This is a genomic window from Streptomyces sp., assembly GCF_036566765.1.
GTDB lineage: Bacteria > Actinomycetota > Actinomycetes > Streptomycetales > Streptomycetaceae > Streptomyces.
In genome coordinates this window covers 1-1,805 of sequence record NZ_DATCVQ010000331.1, presented here as the reverse complement: position 1 = coordinate 1,805, position 1,805 = coordinate 1, and the positions used below count along the sequence as shown (strand labels likewise).

The following is a 1,805-nucleotide window of genomic DNA, read 5'->3' as shown; positions in this document are numbered from 1 at the left end:
CTCCCGGTGCTCTCCGAGGACATCGCCCACATCCTGTTCGGCTACGGCGCCGGCGCCGACGCGTTCAAGGAGTACGCCCCGACGCTGTCGATCTTCGCCGCCGGGCTGGTCTTCTTCACGATCCACTACCTGCTGCTGCGCGGCTTCTACTCGCTGGAGAAGAACCGCACCGTCTTCTTCATCCAGTGCTCGGTCGCCACCACCAACATCGTCGCGGCGCTGCTGCTGACCAGGGCAGTCTCCGCGGAGTACACCGCGCCCGCACTCGCCGGTGCCTACACGCTGGCCTACCTGGTCGGCTCCGTCGTCTCGTACGTCGTGCTCAAGCGCACGCTCGGAGACCTGGACGGGCGCGGGCTGCTCGGGTTCCTCGCCCGCCTGGTCATGGTGACAGCGGTCGCCGCGGCCGCCGCGTGGCTGCTCCGCACGGCGCTGGGCATGATCAACGACGAGCCGACGATGGTGCTGGCCTTGATCGGTGCCGCTATCGTCGGGGCGCTGCATCTCGGCATGCTGCTCCTCGGGGCGCAGGCTGCCCAGGTCAAGGAGCTGACCACGATGGTGCAACAGGTCGCCCGACGGCTGCGTCGTTGAGCACCAGTCCTTGACCACCATCGGACAGCCTCCTCACTGTCTGGCACGGTCTGAAAGAATGGGTCCGATATGGAGTTCACGCAATCAGGCGACGTCCTCGCCGGCAGATACCAGCTGACGGATCTGCTGAGCGAGTCCCGTGAGGGACGCTTCTGGCGCGCCCAGGACGCGGTGCTCGGCCGCCCGGTTGCGGTGCACGTCCTCGACGCCCGCGACGAGCGCGCTCCGCGCCTGATGGCCGCGGCCCGCAACTCCGCTGCCGTCGGTGACCCCCGGATGCTGCGCGTCCTCGACGCCGCCCAGACCGACCAGGTGGCGTACGTCGTCAACGAGTGGGGCGAGGGTTCGTCGCTGGAGAACGCACTGGCCGCCGGTGGCCCGCTGCCACCGCAGCAGGCCGCCTGGATCGCCTCCGAGGTCGCCGACCTGCTGGTCCTGGCCCACGATCAGGGCCACGCCCACGGCCGGCTCAACCCCGAGGCCGTACTGCTCGACGACCTCGGCGCGGTGCGTGTCATCGGCTTCGGTGTTGACGCCGCACTGCACGGGATCGACCCCGACACCCGTGACTCCCAGCGGCGCGACCGGGTCGACGCCGTGGGCGTCCTCTACGCAGCCCTGACCGGCAAGTGGGCCGGCGAGACCCTGTCCTCGATGCCGCCCGCGCCGCGTGACCACGGCCGCGTGCTCCGTCCCCGGCAGGTACGCGCCGGTGTGCCGCGTCCCCTCGACGACCTGTGCGACCGGGTGCTGGGCAGCGGCGCCGACATGCCGCCGCTGACCGCGGCCGAGCTGCACTCCGCGCTCGCCGGCTTCTCCGGGGAGCCGACCGCTCCGCTCAACCGGCCCTCGGCGGTCAACGAGGAGACCCAGGCGATGGCCGCGCCGACCGAGCTCGAGCCGGCCGAAGCGCAGGCGGCGTCGAACGCCATCGGCGTGGCCCCCGATGCCGTACGTCCCCAGCGCCAGCGTCCGTCCTCCCCGCCGCCGATGCAGGACCCGACCCCGTCGAAGCCGCTGTTCGCCGACGAGACCCCGGGCTACGTGCCGCCGCAGCGCCCCCAGCAGGCTCCGCCAGCCGCCGCCCGGCGGCCGGTGGCCCCCGATGCCTCCTACAACGGCTGGCAGGGCCCGTGGACCGGCGCCAACGTACCGATCGCCGAGGAGCCGGACTACAACGACAAGCCCGGCGCCAGCTGGCTCCGCATCGC

General features: G+C 71.9%; 1 protein-coding gene and 1 pseudogene. Both read left to right on the top strand.

Annotated elements, in window-relative coordinates; translation table 11 throughout:
• The coding region (locus VIU94_RS19510; protein WP_331913110.1) for a lipid II flippase MurJ at positions 1 to 594 on the top strand (594 nt) is incomplete at its 5' end.
• A gap of 69 nt (positions 595 to 663) precedes the next feature.
• Positions 664 to 1,805, top strand: a pseudogene (locus tag VIU94_RS19505) (protein kinase family protein); the annotation flags it as partial.